Source organism: Oligella sp. HMSC05A10, from assembly GCF_001808335.1.
GTDB lineage: Bacteria > Pseudomonadota > Gammaproteobacteria > Burkholderiales > Burkholderiaceae_B > Oligella > Oligella urethralis.
Genome location: NZ_KV792853.1, coordinates 1 through 15,143, shown reverse-complemented (window position 1 = coordinate 15,143; position 15,143 = coordinate 1). Strand labels below are relative to the sequence as shown.

At 49.3% G+C, this 15,143-nt stretch carries 12 protein-coding genes; all 12 read left to right on the top strand.

All coding sequences use genetic code 11. From position 1 onward, the window contains the following. Nucleotides 1-63 precede the first annotated feature (63 nt). The 12 genes from HMPREF3144_RS01355 (at nt 64) to HMPREF3144_RS01300 (ending at nt 15,019) form a co-directional block, all read left to right on the top strand. On the top strand, nt 64-447 hold the full coding sequence (locus HMPREF3144_RS01355; RefSeq protein ID WP_070475881.1) for a TrbG/VirB9 family P-type conjugative transfer protein: 384 nt from the start codon (nt 64-66) through the stop codon (nt 445-447). A gap of 112 nt (nt 448-559) precedes the next feature. After that, nucleotides 560-3,178: an alanine--tRNA ligase gene (gene alaS / locus HMPREF3144_RS01350; protein ID WP_070475878.1), complete on the top strand. Its 2,619-nt coding sequence runs from the start codon at nt 560-562 to the stop codon at nt 3,176-3,178. Between the two features lie 159 nt (nt 3,179-3,337). Continuing rightward, complete coding sequence (locus HMPREF3144_RS01345) at nt 3,338-3,574, top strand: sulfurtransferase TusA family protein (protein WP_070470149.1); 237 nt, start codon at nt 3,338-3,340, stop codon at nt 3,572-3,574. Nucleotides 3,575-3,640: 66 nt separating this feature from the next. Further along, nucleotides 3,641-5,038 carry an SLC13 family permease gene (locus HMPREF3144_RS01340; RefSeq protein WP_070475876.1) on the top strand — a complete coding sequence of 466 codons (1,398 nt, stop codon included), beginning with the start codon at nt 3,641-3,643 and terminating at the stop codon, nt 5,036-5,038. Between the two features lie 144 nt (nt 5,039-5,182). Continuing rightward, nucleotides 5,183-5,437: a 30S ribosomal protein S16 gene (rpsP, locus tag HMPREF3144_RS01335; RefSeq protein WP_018027193.1), complete on the top strand. Its 255-nt coding sequence runs from the start codon at nt 5,183-5,185 to the stop codon at nt 5,435-5,437. Between the two features lie 150 nt (nt 5,438-5,587). Further along, the gene (rimM, locus tag HMPREF3144_RS01330) at nt 5,588-6,259 is read left to right on the top strand and encodes a ribosome maturation factor RimM (RefSeq protein ID WP_070475873.1); all 672 of its coding nucleotides are present in this window, start codon (nt 5,588-5,590) and stop codon (nt 6,257-6,259) included. Further along, nucleotides 6,259-7,020 carry a tRNA (guanosine(37)-N1)-methyltransferase TrmD gene (trmD, locus tag HMPREF3144_RS01325; protein WP_070475870.1) on the top strand — a complete coding sequence of 254 codons (762 nt, stop codon included), beginning with the start codon at nt 6,259-6,261 and terminating at the stop codon, nt 7,018-7,020. Before rimM ends, trmD begins: the two co-directional genes overlap by 1 nt. Before the next feature lie 119 nt (nt 7,021-7,139). Beyond that, on the top strand, nt 7,140-9,137 hold the full coding sequence (locus tag HMPREF3144_RS01320) for a TonB-dependent receptor domain-containing protein (protein ID WP_070475867.1): 1,998 nt from the start codon (nt 7,140-7,142) through the stop codon (nt 9,135-9,137). A 5-nt stretch (nt 9,138-9,142) separates the two neighbouring features. Then, a complete protein-coding gene (cobN, locus tag HMPREF3144_RS01315) occupies nt 9,143-13,111 on the top strand; it encodes a cobaltochelatase subunit CobN (protein ID WP_083290349.1) in 3,969 nt (1,322 codons plus the stop codon). 21 nt (nt 13,112-13,132) lie between these two features. Next, nucleotides 13,133-13,612 carry a MotA/TolQ/ExbB proton channel family protein gene (locus tag HMPREF3144_RS01310; RefSeq protein ID WP_115117227.1) on the top strand — a complete coding sequence of 160 codons (480 nt, stop codon included), beginning with the start codon at nt 13,133-13,135 and terminating at the stop codon, nt 13,610-13,612. 3 nt (nt 13,613-13,615) lie between these two features. Beyond that, nucleotides 13,616-13,918 carry a DUF2149 domain-containing protein gene (locus HMPREF3144_RS01305; RefSeq protein WP_048767303.1) on the top strand — a complete coding sequence of 101 codons (303 nt, stop codon included), beginning with the start codon at nt 13,616-13,618 and terminating at the stop codon, nt 13,916-13,918. A gap of 93 nt (nt 13,919-14,011) precedes the next feature. Then, entirely contained in the window at nt 14,012-15,019 is a 1,008-nt protein-coding gene (locus HMPREF3144_RS01300; protein ID WP_070475860.1) for an LLM class flavin-dependent oxidoreductase, read from the top strand. Nucleotides 15,020-15,143 lie beyond the last annotated feature (124 nt).

Below are 15,143 nucleotides of genomic sequence, written 5' to 3'. Positions count from 1 at the left end.
GGTATGGTCACGGTCTGATTCCTACTTCACAATAAGTACCATCTCAACCTCAAGGTGGTACTTATGATCAAATCGCTTTCTCTTCTTTTCTTACTGCTACTTTTAAGCGCTTGCAGTACGCAGCCCGATTGGCTACAGCGCAAGCGTCAGTATCACGGCTGGGAGTACTCGACGCGGCAAGTGCATGATTACAGCTTTGATTGGCATATCAGTGGTGCTGCCTACGCCTCACCGCAGCAGGTTTTCAGTGCTTCAGATGAGCTATGGGTGCAGTGGCCGGCGGAGCGTGAGTTGCCGGTGATTGTTGGTATTGACCATGCGGGGCGGCGACAGGTGCTGAGCTATCATCGTCAATTACCCTATTTAGTGATCAAAGATCATTGGCCGATATTGCAGTTTAATTTAGCCGGTGAGCAGGCCTATGCGAGCTTTAACCTAGATCGTTAGTGTTATTGTGCTATTGTTCAGGTGCTAATTACTTGAAAAGACACCGCTTGTATATAGAAGTCGTTATAATTAAGGGTTAATCTTAATCATTTTATTTCTATAGCCTTTGCCCATGAAAGCATCTGAAATACGTAGTAAGTTTTTGAACTTCTTTGAATCCAAAGCGCATACGATCGTCCCTTCTTCCTCTTTAGTGCCGTCGAATGACCCGACGTTGTTATTTACAAACTCTGGCATGGTACAGTTTAAAGATGTGTTTACAGGGCACGATAAGCGGCCTTATGTGCGTGCGACTTCGTCGCAGCGCTGTTTGCGCGCCGGCGGTAAGCATAACGACTTAGAAAATGTCGGCTACACCGCACGCCATCACACCTTTTTTGAGATGCTGGGTAATTTCAGTTTCGGTGATTATTTTAAGGAAAAGGCAATTAGCTATGCCTGGGAGTTGTTGACCGAGGTTTATCATTTACCCGCAGAAAAGCTTTGGGTGACCGTGTATGCGGAGGATGACGAGGCCTACGATATTTGGGCAAAGCAAATCGGTGTGCCTGCAGAGCGCATTATCCGTATCGGTGATAATAAGGGCGCTCGCTACGCCTCGGATAACTTTTGGCAAATGGCAGATACGGGTCCCTGTGGACCATGTTCCGAAATCTTCTATGATCACGGCCCCGAGGTCTGGGGAGGCCCTCCAGGTTCACCTGAGGAGGAGGGTGATCGCTATATCGAGATTTGGAATTTAGTCTTTATGCAGTTTAACCGCGATGAGGACGGTGTGCTGCACCCACTGCCTAATCCTTGTGTGGATACAGGGATGGGCTTAGAGCGTATTGCTGCAGTATTACAGCATGTGCATTCTAATTATGAGATTGATCTGTTCCAACAGTTAATTAAAGCGGCTGCGCGCGAGACGGCGACCGATGATTTGAGTAACAGCTCGCTTAAGGTCATTGCTGACCATATTCGTGCTTGCAGTTTTATGATTGTGGATGGTATCGTGCCGGGTAATGAGGGTCGTGGCTATGTGTTACGCCGTATTATTCGTCGTGCCTTGCGTCATGGTTATCGTTTAGGTCAGACGACGCCGTTTTTCCATCGGCTAGTGGCTGATTTAGCGCTTGAGATGGGTGAGGCGTATCCGGCCTTGAACGAGCAAAGTGAGCGCATTACAAAAGTCCTGTTGCAAGAGGAGCAGCGCTTCTTACAAACCCTGTCTAACGGCATGGATATCCTAGGGCGTGCCCTTGCCGAGCTAAAGCAGGGCGATCGGCTTGATGGCCAGGTGGCGTTTACCTTGTATGATACCTACGGCTTCCCTTTTGATTTGACTGCAGATGTATGCCGTGAGCATGGCATTGAGGTGGATGAGGCAGGCTTTGAGGCTGCCATGACGAAGCAGCGCGAGATGGCACGTGCCAGCGGTAAGTTTAAGGTTAAGCAGCAGCTAAGCTACGAGGGCGAGGATACGCGCTTTGAGGGCTATGAGAAGTCAGAGACCGAGGCCACGGTGTTAGCGCTCTATTTTGAGGGTACTCAGGTGGAGCAGTTGGCCGAGGGGCAAGAGGGCGTGGTGGTGTTGGATCAGACGCCGTTTTATGCCGAGTCTGGTGGTCAGGTCGGTGATGCCGGTGTGTTGAGCGGCTACGGCAGCAGCTTTAAGGTAGAGGATACGCAAAAGATTCTGCCGCATGTCTTTGGTCATTACGGGGTTGTGAGTTTAGGCACGATTAAGCTGGGTGATCAGCTGAGTGCTCGGATTGATCTTGAGCAGCGTCAAAATACGGTACGTAACCACTCGGTCACTCATATTATGCACAAGGCTCTACGTGAAGTCTTAGGTGAGCATGTGCAGCAAAAAGGTTCATTGGTGGATGCCGATAAGACCCGTTTCGACTTTTCACATGATGCACCGATGACGGACGAGCAGATTGCTGCAGTTGAGGCCATTGTGAATCAAGAAATTCTTGCTAATACGCCAGTACAAGCCGCATTGATGAGTTTTGATGAGGCGGTTGCTGGTGGTGCAATGGCGTTATTTGGCGAGAAGTACGAGGATGAGGTGCGAGTATTGGATATTGGTACCTCACGTGAGCTTTGCGGTGGTACGCACGTTGCCCGCACCGGTGATATTGGTCTTTTTAAAATTGTTTCCGAAGGCGGTATCGCTGCCGGGATTCGACGGGTAGAGGCGATCACAGGTACCAATGCACTTGCTTGGGTGGAGTCACTCACGCAGCAATTGCATCAAGCAGCAGCAGTGCTTAAAGCCAATCCGGCTGATTTACTTGAGCGTGTGACAGCCACCCAAGAGCAGCTACGCAGCTTGGAAAAAGAGCTAAGCCAATTAAAGGCCAAGCTGGCTGCGGCGACCAGTGCCGATCTCAGCGCCGAAGCGCTTGAGGTCGCCGGTATTAAGGTACTCATCAAGTCGCTTGAGGGAGTTGAGGCCAAGGATTTACGTGGCATGATCGATCAGCTCAAGGATAAGTTAAAGTCTGCCGTCATTGTCTTAGCGGCACCCTCGGCGGATAAGGTATCCGTTGCTGCGGGCGTGACTGCTGATCTCACGGAGCGGATTAAGGCGGGTGAATTAGTGTCCTTGGTGTGCTCCAATATCGGCGGTAAGGGGGGCGGTCGCCCCGATATGGCGATGGGTGGCGGTAGCGATGTGGCTGCTTTACCGGCGGCCATGGATGCGGTAATGCCTTGGCTACAGGATAAATTAAGTTAAACGGTCCTTTGCTTTGGCTTAAGCGCCATTGCTTGATATGGCCATCTTACTGATGTTGTAATTGATTTAGCCTACTTAGTACTGCCCCGATGGATTGTGTCGGGGCAGTGTCGTTATGATTTGTTGTATATGTTAATTTCTGCTGCGGAGCGATGTGATATGACTGAGGTTCATTTTGATCAGGTGGTTGAGGCGCAAAACTTACTTTGTCCACTACCTATTTTAAAAGCTAAAAAGGCCTTGTCTACGATGGAGAGTGGGCAAGTGCTTAAGGTGCTTACCACCGATCCTAAGGCGATGGGGGATTTTCAGGCTTTTTGTGCGCAATCTAAAAACCAATTACTGGCTCAGCGCGATTCCGGTGCGACGACCGAGCATTATATTCAGCGTCGCTAGTGCCTGCTATTCAATCTGATGTGAGTACAGCTAGTATCGATTTTTCTATCTTTATGGAGCGTATGTATGACGGAGCCTCAATCGAATCAACAGCTAACACGTCTGATGCCTCGCGGCAGTATCAAGGGGATGGCCGTTGCTGTGCTTGCCTTTGTGTTGGCTTATTTGTTGTATTTATTCTTGCCTTTTGAAAATGATGTTAACAAAGGCCTAGCGGTGCTTTTGTTTATCGCAATTTTATGGTTTACCGAAGCGGTGCACATTACCGTGACGGCCTTGATGGTGCCAATTATTGCGGTGGTCTTGGGTTTTGAGGGGATCACGACTAAATCAGCTTTAAGTAATTTTGCCGATCCCGTGATCTTTATTTTCTTTGGTGGTTTTGCCTTAGCCACTGCCTTGCACATACAGCAATTAGATCGCAAAATTGCCTATTATTTGCTGTCTTTATCACGCGGTAATTTACTGCTCGCATCCTTGATGATCTTTGCGGTGACAGCCTTTATGTCTATGTGGATTAGTAATACCGCAACGGCTGCCATGATGTTGCCTTTAGCCTTGGGCGTGATGAGCAATTTGGATCGCAATACTAACCGTAACAGCTACGTGTTTGTCTTATTGGGTGTGGCGTATAGTGCCAGTATCGGTGGTTTAGGTACCCTAGTTGGCTCGCCGCCAAATGCCATTGCTGCACGTGAGCTGGGTATGGATTTCGCTGCTTGGATGAAAATCGGCTTGCCAATGGTGATCATTTTATTACCATTGATGATTTATGTTTTATGGTTAGTTTTCCGTCCTAATTTTAAGGGTGAGACTGGTAGCTTAGCGATTAAAGAGGATATTGAGTGGACCCCGATCCGCTTGGTGACCTTGGTCTTGTTTGTGTTTATTGCGCTTTGCTGGATTTTCAGTAGCAATATCACGGCCCTATTAGGTACTAGCAGTACTGACTCATTGATTGCGATCTTTGCGGCCGTGATGGTGGTCGTCTTAGGTTGTGCTAGCTGGAAGGACGTGGCGGATAATACTGACTGGGGCGTGTTATTGCTATTTGGTGGTGGTATTACCCTCAGTCAGGTCATGCAGCAATCCGGTGCTTCCCAGGTGCTTGGTCAGTTGGTGGCGGATACCTTTGGCGGTGCTCATCCGCTGCTAGTTATCTTTGTGATTTGTACCTTCATTATTGTCTTGACAGAGTTCACAAGTAACACGGCCTCGGCTGCGCTACTAGTGCCGGTGTTTGCTGGTGTGGCAACGCAGATGAATATGCCGCCAGAGGTCTTGGTGTTGGTGATCGGTATTGGTGCCTCTTGCGCCTTTATGCTGCCAGTTGCAACGCCGCCTAATGCGATTGTGTTTGGTAGTGGTTTAATTCATCAGCGAGAAATGATCCGCACCGGGATGGTGCTTAACGTACTATGCGTGGCAGCGGTGTCGTTATTTATTTACTTTTTTGTAGGATAAGCGCTGCTTCATAGGGGAAAAGGCGACACTTTTTCCCCTAGTTGTGAAGCTTTGTTGCGGTCAGGGCTAATAAGTTGTTATACTATCTAGCTAATTTTTGTCAATATTTATATCAATTTACCAATTAATGAGGATAGTACACCTATGGTGGTTATTCGTTTAGCCCGTGGTGGCTCTAAAAAACGTCCATTTTATACAATTGTTGCAGCTAACCGTAGTGACCGTCGTGATGGTCGCTTTATTGAGCGCATCGGTTTTTATAACCCAGTAGCTCCTGAGGGCACTGAGGCCTTACGTATTGCCTTGGATCGTTTAGAGTACTGGAAGGGTCAGGGCGCTCAGTTATCTCCTACCGTTGCTCGTTTAGCTAAAGAGTACGCTCAGCAGCAAGCTGCTTAATTGAGTTTATCGTTATGCGCCCGGGATTGACCGAGGCGGAGTAGCTCTTTTGACTCATTAGCATAAAGGCGATGATCCTAGTGGATTTGATTGACCGTCAACTATTTGACGGTCAATCTTGTTTTTATGCCTATAAAAAAGCACAATTCTATGAAAAAAGCTCACTCACAGCAGCAAAGTCCTTCCATAGTACCAGATGATCTGGTCGCATTAGGTCACATTACCGGCGCCTTCGGGGTGCGTGGTATGGTCAAGATCAAGCCGTACTCTACCGAGTCCATTTTGCCGCAGGTCGATCGTTGGTGGTTACAGCGTCGTTTAGCGCCTGGCATGACGGCCGCTAGCGTGGCACCGGCAGCGCATCAGCTGTTTGAGGTGAGTCAGTGCCGCTGGCATGCGGACCATTTAATTGCCGCCTTTTGTGATATTAGCGATCGTGATGTAGCAGAAGAGCTCAAAGGGATGGTGATTTCGGTTTCCCGAGCGGACTTTCCGGTACAGGCTGAGGATGAGTTCTACTGGGTCGATCTGGTGGGTTGCTGGGTTTATACCGTTGATGAGGCGGCGGTGCGTGAGTTAGCCGTGGCTGACGAGGACTATGTACTCCTAGGTCGTGTACGTGAGCTATCGGATAATGGGGTGCATGCCGTGCTGCATATCGATCGTTATATCGATAGTGGCGAGCCCGATAGCGAGCCGCAACCGCTCTTAAATGCCAAGGGGCAGCCGCAGCAAAGTCTGGTGCCTTTTGTAGATGCCCATGTACTAGAGGTTGACCTCGAAAATAACTGGCTTGAGGTTGATTGGCCCTTGGATTTCTAATGCAAGTTAATGTCATTAGCCTATTCCCGCAGATGTTCGAGCTGCTAAGCACGCAGGGCGTGACGGGTAGGGCGCATGAGCAAGGGATTTGGTCCTTAAGTACATGGAACCCTCGGCACTACACGCATGATATCCATAAAACGGTCGATGATCGTCCGTATGGTGGTGGCCCGGGTATGGTGATGCTAGCACAGCCCTTACTGGATGCGCTCAATGATATTAAGCAGCATCAGCAAAGTAGTGGCCCAGTGATTTTACTAAGCCCAGCGGGGGTACCTTTTAATCAGGCGCAGGCAGAGCGGCTCTCGCAATTACCGCACATGACCTTTGTCTGTGGTCGTTATGAAGGCATTGATCAGCGCTTTATCGAGCACTATGTGGATGAGGAAATCTCGCTCGGTGACTTTGTGTTGTCGGGGGGTGAGATCGCCGCTTTAGCGGTGTTGGATGCCACCATCCGTTTGCTGCCCGGGGTGTTGAATGACCAGCAATCGGCCTTGCAGGACTCCTTTCATCCGGCGCTGTCAGGGCTCTTGGACTGTGAGCATTACACTCGGCCGGAGGTGTTTGAGGGGGCCGCGGTGCCGCCGATATTACTCTCTGGGCATCATGCCAATATCAAGCAATGGCGCCGTCAGCGCTCGCTTCAACTGACCGCAGAGCGTCGTCCCGATCTACTGCAACAGGCTAGGGATAAAGGCCTCCTTTCTAAGGCTGATCTTAAATTTTTAGCACAACTAGCAAGCGATAATTTATTCTAACTCGTGTTGGGAATCATTCACAACCATTGCAATGCATCAGCATAAAATGATACGATATATCGTTACATAATGTTTGTTATGTTATATCGTATATTTCAGAGTGTATAAAAAGATTAAAAATGATTCCATTTAAACCGTGTTATCAGCCTGTAGCGATAAAAGGCATCGTCTTTGCCATGTATTCATTGGTGCCAGTCACTGCGTTGCAGGCCCAAGCGTTGGAGGAAATTCAGCAATTACCTAATGTGGTGGTTTCAACCACAGCGTCCACACGTGAGCTTGAGCGAGCCATGGCCAGTGTGTCCGTGGTCGATGGTGTTGTGGTGCGACGTCGTCCGCATAATGATTTGTTCGATATGATTCACGATCAAGTCGGTATAGCTTCTGAGTATGTGGGTGCTGGGGGCGGACGCGGTATATCCATTCGTGGCATGGATTCAGAGCATAGCTTGATATTAATTGATGGGCAGCGGATTAATCATACGGCAGGCAGCATTGCGCACTCGAATTTGGAACAAACATGGGTCCCTGCCGAAGCGATTGAGCGTATTGAAATTGTGCGTGGTCCGATGTCCTCGCTTTATGGTTCCGAGTCTTTGGGCGGTGTGGTGAATGTGGTAACGCGGGCAGCCACTGAACAATGGCAGGCCTCTTTTAATCAGCTTTTTCGCTTGGGCTCCAAGCGCTTAAAGGGGGATTTATATAAAAGCGGTTTTTATGCGGGTGGACCGTTGATTGAAAATACCTTAGGGATCAATCTATGGGGTGAATTGCGTCGTCGTCAAGCTTTATTAAATGCGCAGGATCGGCGTCTTAGTACGCTCGATGAACAACAAGCAAAAAGCTTGCATGTGGGATTGACGTGGACGCCAGATACGAATCAACGCATTGATTTAGGGGTTGATATCAATCGAGAGGAATTAGCGGGGGTGCGCTTAGCATCTGCTGGACGGACTAAGGCTAATACGCCCTATGAGATTGATAGCTTGATTCGTCGACATCGCTATAGCTTGGCTTATCGTGGTGATTGGGCTTGGGGATCGTTGCAGTTGCGCTGGTACCAAAGCCGTTTAAAGCGTGATGTGGAGCGGAGTGATACCAAGGAAGTAAGCGCACCAAACCGCTTTGTGGACACGGTTTGGGATGCGCAAACGCAAATTGATGTGGGAGCCTACCAGCGTCTGAGCTTAGGTGTGGAATGGCGCCGTGAACAGGTGGAAGATCCGAATATCAATGCAGAGCAAAAGGATAAGCAAAGTCATTTTGCGGTTTATTTACAGGATGAAATTAGTTTAGGCGAGCAGTGGGAGGCTGTGATTGGTGGGCGTTTTGATAAGCATCAGCGCTTTGGTTGGCAGTTTAGCCCACGCAGTTATTTGTTATTTAAACCTACTGATAACTGGACGTTCAGAGCCGGTGTGGGTAAGGCTTTTAAAGCGCCAACCTTAAAACAATTGTCACCATCTTATGAGTCTCGAGCGGCCATGGGAGGGCGTGGTATTGTTCGTGGTAATCCGGACTTGGCAGCAGAAACAAATACCTCCTACGAATTAGGGGCTGCGTATCGTGCAGATGATTGGTCGGTGGCAGCGACCTTATTTCAAAATCATGTGAAAAATCTTATCACCACCGTACGTTTACCTAAGTGCAATGAGCGTGGCTTTGTTTGTCTAGATTACCAAAACATTAATCAAACACGGCTACAAGGGGTGGAATTAAGTGCGCAATGGGATGTTAGTACGGATTGGGCAGTCAGTGCGAATTACACCTATTTGAGTGCGCGCGATCGCCTAAAAAATGAGCCTTTATTGGATCGTACGCGTCATCGCGCGAATGTGGCTTTAACTTGGAGCCCATTGGCGCAGCTTGAGACGACGTTGCGTTATGAGTATGTGGGATCGCAGTTAGGTAGTGGCGCCGTCGCTAATCAATCAATTAAACGTCCAAGCTATGCCTTAATCCACTGGGATATAAGTTATGAGCTGAATAAATCGCTCAGACTCTATGGTGGGGTAGAAAATATCAGCAATAAACGTTTAGCCAATGAGCAGCCCGAGCTTTATCAGGCGGCGGATGAGGGTAGACGTTTTTATGCAGGTTTTAATTTGGCGTATTAAGCGGTATGTGGTGTCGAGTTATACAAGCCTTGTGTTTCATTGTCTGCTTAATGGGGGCGATGACAACAGCGCACAGTCAGCCACGGCTGTTAGTGGTGCATAATGATTTTGTGGCGACGCAGAAAATCGAGGTGTTGCAGCGCTTTGCTGATGCGCATGAGGTGGTATTGCAATCGCTCAATATTAATACGCCTGCAGCCCGTGCTGCGGAGTTAATTGCGGATGCCGATTGCTTAATTTTGGATGTGCCTCGGCCCAGTGATAGGGCGAGTGTAGCGCGTTTTTTGGCGGCCTTTGAGGTACAGGACAAAAAGCAATTAGTGATGGGCGCTGGGCCAGCGCATTGGCAGCATATGGATGCGACCTTGGCAAAGCACTTGATTGCCTTGTACACACAGGGTGGGGCGCAGAATTTTCAGCATTTCTTTGAGTTGATTCAGCAGCAAGCATTGGCTACTTTAGAGGTCAATGACTTGCCGACCGTGCAGACTTTGCCGGAAAGCGGCTTTTATCACTTTGCCGCAGCAACGGTGTTTAGCGATTTAAATGCCTATTTGGCGTGGCATCAGTCCTATTTACAAGAGGCTGGCAATCATTTTCAAGCGCCAGTGGTCGTACCTCAAGGACGTGTGGCTTTTTTAATTTCGGCTAGCGTGGTGTCAGATTTAGTCACCGACATAATTGATGAGATCATGCTTGCGGCGGAGTTGAAGGGGATTCAGCCAATCGTATTTTGGCTGGCAAATGATGCCCCAGCGGGTGCCTTACAAGCGCTATTTAAGGAGGCGCAGCTAGATGCCCTCGTCAATTTGACACACTTGCAAAATAGCCATGATTTAGTCAGTGAGTTTGATGCTTTAGATATTCCGGTGATTCAGAGTTTGCGCTTTAGAGAGGCAGATATCCGTCAGTGGTCCAAAGCAAGTAGCGGGGTCTCGGCCTCGGTGGCGGCAACGTTTTTGGCGCTACCCGAGACCTGGGGTTTAAGCGATCCGATTGTGTTAGCTGGGCGTAGTCAGGGGCGTGATGTCCTCATGCCAAAGCAGTTGGATGCCTTGATGGCTAAACTGAGGAAGTTAATTGCCTTAAGAAAAACGCCGAATCCACAAAAGCGTTTGGCGTTATTGTTTTGGAACTACCCACCCGGTGAAAAGAATCTCGGTGCTTCTAATCTTAATGTGCCGCGGAGTGTGTTGTCGATTCAACAGGCTTTACAAGCGGCCGCCTATGAGGTGGGTGAGACGCTAAGTGAAGAGACTTTGATTACTGAGTTGCAGGCCTTGTTGAGTGCGATTTATAGGCCTGAGCAGCTGGACGCCTTACTTGCCGCGGAAGTGCCAACAGCAGAGCGGCTTGAGTATCGTCACTATGCCTTGTTGCCACTCGAACGTTATATGCAATGGTTGCAAATCCAAGCACCAGCGGTGCAGACTGCCATGATGCGTCACCATGATCTTCAAGCCCATTGGGCGCTGCGAGAGGTTGACGGTAAGCGCTATTTTGTTCTGCCGCGTTTACGCTTAGCAAATCTAGTATTGATGCCACAAATGCCGCGAGCCGGTGATCCGAATGCACATTATCATGATGTGCAGCAGATTCCGGATCATCTTTATATGGCAGCTTATCTTTATTTGCAACAACAGTATGCCGCCCACGCTTTAATTCATCTGGGTACGCATGGTACACAGGAATGGTTGCCGGGTAAGGACAGAGGCTTGGCGGTGGAGGATTATCCTTGGTTGGCCTTGGGTGATTTGCCGGTATTTTATCCCTACATTCAAGATAACGTCGGTGAAGCGATTCAAGCAAAACGCCGCGGACGGGCCGTGATGATTAGTCATCAAACGCCTGCCTTTGCGCCGGCCGGTTTATACGATCAGTTGCGCACAATGCACGATTTAATTCATGCCTTAAGTCAATTAGATGAGGGCATGGTCAAGCAGCAAACTTTTGCGCAGTTGATTGATTTGGCAGCTCAGCATCACTACCTAGAGGATTTAGGGTGGACGCGTGAGACGGCAGAGCAAGATAGCTTGGCTTTTAGCGCAGCGTTACATGATTATTTGCATGAGATAGCCGAAGCGGCCATACCTTTAGGTTTACATACTTTCGGTGAGCCGGCGAGCGAGCATGAGCGTATGGTGACCCTGATGCAGCAATTGGGTGAGCCTTTTTATGATGCCTTGGGTTTAGCTGCAGAGGAGCGCTTAGTAAGTGATGCGGAGACAGTACAACAGCATCCGGCCTATCTTAAAATTGCCGCTTGGCTAAATGGCGCCGAGGTACCTGAGGCAATGAGTGCCTTAAGCGGTTTTTATGATGATGCATTAAGCTTTAATCAAGCCCTGCAGCAGAATGAAGAAAATGCAGCCTTAATTCGGGCCTTGGCTGGTGGTTATGTCTTGCCGGGTAATGGGGGTGATCCGATACGTCAACCTGGTCTGATTAGCGGGCGTAATCTATACGCATTTGAGGCAAATAAAATCCCTACCAAGCAGAGCTATGAGGCGGGTGAGCTTGCCTTTAAGCAGTTGGTAGCGGCGTATCAAGCTGCGCATCAGGGCGCATTACCTAAGAAATTGGCTTTCAGTTTGTGGTCGTCGGAGGCGATTCGTCATTTAGGTGTCACCGAGGCGCAGTTACTACATGCCTTGGGTCTGCGCCCCGTCTGGGAACCGAGTGGGCGGCTAGAGCGCTTGGATATTATCCCGCTCAGTGAACTGGGGCGAGCACGGGTTGATGTGGTGGTGCAGGTGACCGGTGTTTATCGTGATCAGTTTGATCATTTTATGACGCTATTAAATCAGGCAATTGCCGAGTTGGCGACCTTAGATGAGGATCCGGCGATGAATCCCATTGCTGCGAATAGTCAAGCCGTGGCGGCGCATTTGAGGCAGACAGCGGGTCTGTCGCTATCAGCAGAAGCGGCACTGGCGCAGGCAAATTTACGCATTTTCTCGAATGATGCCGGTCATTATGGCACGGGCGTACCACATTTGGCCTTGCAGTCTAGTCAGTGGGATGATGCCGAGGTGTTGGCGCAGCAATTTATGCAAAGTCAATCCTATCCTTATCGCAACGGTACTGGCTTAAGTCAGCTTAGTGCAGAAAATGCTAAGGCGGTGTTGTCAGCTCAATTAGCAGGCGTAGATGCAGCGATTATGAGCCGTTCTTCTCATGTCCACGGCGTTTTGTCCACCGATCATGGCTTTGAGTTTTTGGGTGGCTTATCGGCTGCGATTGAGTTGATAAATGGGGCTGCGCCGCAGTTATTGGTGTCTGATTTGCGTCAGCAGACACCTCATACGAGCTCGTTAGAACATTTTTTAGCGCAGGAATTGCGTTCACGCTATCTGAATCCGCAGTGGATTCAAGCGATGCAAGGAGAGGGCTATGCTGGGACCCTAGCGATGTTGAATATCACCAATAATTTATTTGGTTGGCAAGTGATGAATCAGAACACGGTGCGAGACGATCAATGGCAAGCCATGTTTGATACTTATGTGATGGATCGCTATGAGCTCGGTTTAAATCAATGGTTTGAAGCGCATAACCCCAATGCCGAGGCGCAACTGTTAGAGCGGATGGCAGAGGCTATTCGTCACGGTTACTGGGAGGCCTCGGCTAGTACCAAAGCGGCTTTGGCCGAGCGTTGGCAGGATTTGAATGCGCGCTATGAGATCACGGATATTGCCGCTGTCAGTCAGACGTTTTTAGCTGAGATGGCTGCGGGTTATGGTTTAACTGGAGCTCGTCCAGATAGCGCCGCTGAGCTGGCAACTGAGTCTGCACAGCCGCCTCAGAACGAGGTAGCTGACGCTTCGCAGGCACCGCCATTAGAGCAGGTACAGGGACAAGTATTGGAAAGGGTGAGGGTGCAAGCTATCGACCCTCGCCCGGCGTATTACGTGTTGTTTTTAATGTTATGGATCGCTTTGGGTGGTTTTTGGCAATATCGTCAACAACGTCCTTAGCCATAAATGATGAGTGTTTAAATGGAAGTTATGCAACAGTTTGAAGGCTTTTTATATGCTTTCTCCCGACTCTTTTTAGTGCCGGTGATGATATTAATCGTGGTGGCTTTGCTGTATTCACTATTTGCTTTTGGGGCTTTTTTAATGGAGGCGTGGCAGCGTCGACGCGGTCAATTCCGTTCCTTTGTTGTGCGTGATGGCGCGAGCTCTCAGAGCGATGATTTGGAATTGAAAATTATCAAAGCGCTGGATTGGTTGCGTATTATTTCGCGCACAGCGCCCATGTTGGGCTTAATTGCAACCATGATTCCCATGGGGCCGGCCTTACTGGCTTTAGGTCAGCATGATACGGCGGCGGTTGGGCGTAATATGGTTGTCGCCTTTTCTTCTGTGATTTTGGCCCTGCTAGCTGCGAGCCTTAGCTTTTTTATTTTCAGCTTTAGGCGTCGCTGGTTATTAGAAGATTTGCGTCGTGTCGAAAGTGCAAAGCAGGAGTCCTAAAGCATGCGATTTATCACGGAAGAGGATAACGATCCGATGCTCTCGGTGGTCAATTTAATTGATCTTTTTTTGGTGATTATCGGTGTGCTGATGATCATGATGGCACAAAATCCTTTAAGCCCTTTTCAGCAGGATAGGGTGATTGTGATAGAAAATCCCGGCGAGGAGCGTATGCGCATCACCATCAAAGAGGGTGAGGAAATTCAACAGTATGAGTCCACTCAACAAATCGGTGAGGGTGAGGGCTTGCGCGCCGGTGTTACCTATCGCTTAAATGACGGTCGTATGATCTATGTGCCTGAATAGGGTGGCTGAGTGATAGAGATATGATCTATTGATAATCTAGCAATACGCCCCACATAAAAATGATGCATGAGCTAATGAGTAAGGGAGTTTTTTATGCAAGCGTATTCGGTACTGGATTTTTCAACCATTATTGAGGGTGAGGGAGCGAGTGAGGCTCTAGCCAAGTCATTACAATTGGCGCAAGCCGCTGAGGCCAACGGTTATCACCGTTTTTGGATGGCAGAGCATCATAATTTTCCGGCCATTGCCAGTTCGGCGACAGCGGTTGCCTTAGCCTATATCGGGGCAGGTACCCAGTCAATTCGCATTGGTGCCGGTGGGGTGATGTTGCCAAATCATTCGCCCTTAGTGATTGCGGAGCAATATGGTACTTTGGATGCGCTGTATCCAGGACGGGTGGACTTGGGTCTGGGTCGAGCACCGGGCACCGATCAGACGACGGCGAGAGCCATGCGCCGTGATCTCAGGGCAGCCGCTGAGTCATTTCCTCAAGATATTCAAGAATTACAAATGTACCTCGGGGAACCGCAGGCGGGGCAGCAGGTGCAGGCCTTTCCTGGTCAGAATTCACAAGTGCAGCCATGGGTCTTAGGCTCCAGTTTGTATGGGGCACAATTAGCCGCGTATTTAGGTTTGCCGTACTCCTTTGCCTCACACTTTGCACCAGCCATGTTACATGATGCCTTCAGGGTGTATCGTCAGCAATTTAAAGCCTCTAAAGCGGTAGCGGAACCGTATGCGATGCCTGCGGTAAATATGGTGGTGGCCGAGACGGATGAAGAGGCGAAGTATTGGTTTAGTTCGCATCAACAAAGTGTTTTGGCTTTATTCCGTAATCACAGTCAGAAGTTGCAGGCACCGATCGAGGGCTATGAGGCGTCCTTAAATGTGTCTGAGCGTCATGCCGTGGATTCACATTTGCGCTATTCTTTTGTGGGCTCGGAGGCGACGGTCGCAGCGCAATTAGAGCAGTTTTTAAATGATGTGCCGACGGATGAGTTGATGGTGCATGCCCGAATTTTTGATATTGATGCACGGCTTGAGTCACTGCAGCGTAGTGCTAAGGTACTAGCGCAGTTTTTGACATCCTCCCCGGTCTGAAGGCCGGAGATTCCTACGGCGCTCAGCTGCGGCATTGAGCCGCACCTGAATCGCTTCGGTGGGTTCCTGCTGCTGGCGGCATGACTGCACCGCTCACTTCACAGGCGAACCGGGCGTGTCCCGC